General features: G+C 73.6%; 2 protein-coding genes and 1 pseudogene. All 3 read left to right on the forward strand.

The annotated features are described in order from the left end of the window. A partial coding sequence (locus tag SSOG_RS04175) for a DUF885 domain-containing protein (RefSeq protein ID WP_039936523.1) occupies window positions 1-1,170 on the forward strand: 1,170 nt, incomplete at its 5' end. A gap of 76 nt (window positions 1,171-1,246) precedes the next feature. Then, window positions 1,247-2,131, forward strand: coding sequence for an ATP-grasp domain-containing protein (locus SSOG_RS04180; protein ID WP_009712959.1), 885 nt, complete (start codon window positions 1,247-1,249; stop codon window positions 2,129-2,131). A 72-nt stretch (window positions 2,132-2,203) separates the two neighbouring features. Next, a pseudogene (locus tag SSOG_RS53235) lies at window positions 2,204-2,479 on the forward strand (GNAT family N-acetyltransferase); the annotation flags it as partial.

Here is a 2,479-nt window from a genome sequence, read left to right on the forward strand (position 1 = left end):
CTGGACGAGTGGATCGGCACCGAGCGCAGCTGGTTCGCCGACTTCACCGCCGAGGGGCCGGACGCGCTGCGCACCGAGCTGGACGAGGCCGCGGCCGCCGCCACCGGGGCGCTGGCCGCCCTCCGCGACTGGCTGCGCGATGAGTACGGCCCGGGCATCGAGGGTGCCCCGGAGGTGGTGGGGCGCGAGCGCTACCAGCGCTGGTCCCGGATGTGGAACGGCACCGATCTGGATCTGGACGAGGCGTACGCGTACGGCTGGTCGGAATACCACCGCATCCACGCCGAGATGCGCACCGAGGCGGAGAAGATCCTGCCCGGCGCCACCCCGTGGGAGGCGCTGCGCCACCTCGACGAGCACGGTGCGCACATCGAGGGCGTCGAGGAGACCCGGGTCTGGCTCCAGGAGCTGATGGACGAGGCCATCGAGCAGCTGGACGGCACCCACTTCGACCTGGCCGAGCGGGTCAAGCGGGTCGAGTCGATGATCGCCCCGCCGGGGAGCGCGGCCGCCCCGTACTACACCCAGCCGTCGGTGGACTTCTCCCGTCCCGGGCGCACCTGGCTGCCCACCATGGGCGAGACCCGCTTCCCCGTCTACGACCTGGTCTCGACCTGGTACCACGAGGGCGTCCCCGGACACCATCTCCAGCTCGCCCAGTGGGCCCACGTCGCCGACCGGCTCTCCCGCTACCAGGCCACGGTCGGCATGGTCAGCGCCAACGCCGAGGGCTGGGCGCTGTACGCGGAGCGGCTGATGGACGAACTGGGCTATCTGACCGACCCGGAGCGGCGGCTCGGCTACCTCGACGCGCAGATGATGCGGGCGCTGCGGGTGATCGTCGACATCGGCATGCACCTGGAGCTGGAGATCCCCGGCCACTCGCCCTTCCACCCCGGTGAGCGCTGGACGCCGGAGCTGGCACGGGAGTTCTTCGGACTCCACTGCGGCCGCCCCGCCGACTTCCTCGACAGCGAGCTGGTGCGCTACCTGGGCATGCCGGGCCAGGCCATCGGCTACAAGCTGGGCGAGCGGGCCTGGCTGACCGGGCGGGAGGCGGCCCGCAAGGCGCACGGCGATGCCTTCGATGCCAAGAAGTGGCATATGGCGGCGCTGTCGCAGGGGTCACTGGGTCTTGACGACCTGGTGGCGGAGCTGTCCGCGCTCTGACGGACGGGTAGGGGCGGCCGGGCCGTATCGGCAATCATGTTGTGCCCCGGCCGCCCCGGTTCCTATCGTCCGTTTCATGCGCCCCGTGTTCCTGTTCTCCCGCGATCCCCTGGCACCGCGCCGCGTCGACCCCGAGTTCGCCGAGGAGGCCCGGGCCGTGCGCGCGACCGGGGCGTCCGTCGCGCTGGTCGACCACGAGACCCTGACCGCCGGGGACGCGGCGGGCGCGGTGCGCGCGATGGCGAGGGGCGAGCGCGACGCCGGGCCGGTCTGGTACCGCGGCTGGATGCTGCCCGCCGGGCGGTACGCCGCGCTGTCCGCCGCCCTCGCCGACCGCGGCCATACCCTGCTCACCTCGCCCGAGCGGTACCGCACCGCGCATGAACTCCCCGGCTGGTACGACGTCTTCGCCCCGCTGACCCCGCGCAGCGCCTGGCTGCCGCTGCCGCCCGGCGGGGCGGTGGATCCGGCGGAGCTGGCACGGCTGGCCGAGCGGCTCGGCGGCGCGGGCCCCGCGGTGGTGAAGGACTGGGTCAAGTCCCGCAAACACGAGTGGTCCGAGGCGTGTTACGTCCCCGACCTCGCCGACACCGCCCGGCTGGCCTCGGTGGTCACCCGCTTCGTACAGCTGCAAGGCAGCTACCTCACCGGCGGTGTGGTGCTGCGCGCGTACGAGCCGTTCCGGCCGGTGGGCGAGGCCCGGGTCTGGTGGCTCGACGGCGAACCCGCCCTCATAGGCCCCCACCCCGACACGCCCGGCCTGACCCCCGACCCGGACCTGTCCGAGGTGGCCTCCGCCGTCCGCCAGCTGGCCTGCCGCTTCATCACCACCGATCTCGCCCTCCACGAGGACGGCCGCTGGCGTGTGGTGGAGACGGGAGACGCCCAGGTCAGCGGCCTGCCGCGGACCACCGAGGCAAAGCCCCTGTTCACCGCCCTGACCACGGCCGCGGCGCGCTAGCTGCGCCCCGGCCGAGTACAGTCGCGCTGGGCCGCGCGCACCCTCGCCGCGTCCCGGCGAGGAGGGGCCCACGTGGCGTACCAGCAGGGGCACGAGAACGGCCGGTTCGTGCTGCGGAACGGCCGGATGACGCTGCGCGAGCACACGCCCGGGGAGGCGGCCGTGATCGCCGACGGCAAGCCCGGCGATCTGGACTGGATCGACGGCGTACCCGGCGACGCGTCCATCGGTGCCGCCGGAATGACCGCCCGTGCCGCGGCGGCGGGGTACTACTGCTCCCCCTGGGGCACCTTCGCCATCCTGCGCGCCGAGGACGGCGTCGCCCTCGGCAGCATCGGCTTCCACGGG

This window comes from Streptomyces himastatinicus ATCC 53653, assembly GCF_000158915.1.
Lineage (GTDB): Bacteria > Actinomycetota > Actinomycetes > Streptomycetales > Streptomycetaceae > Streptomyces > Streptomyces himastatinicus.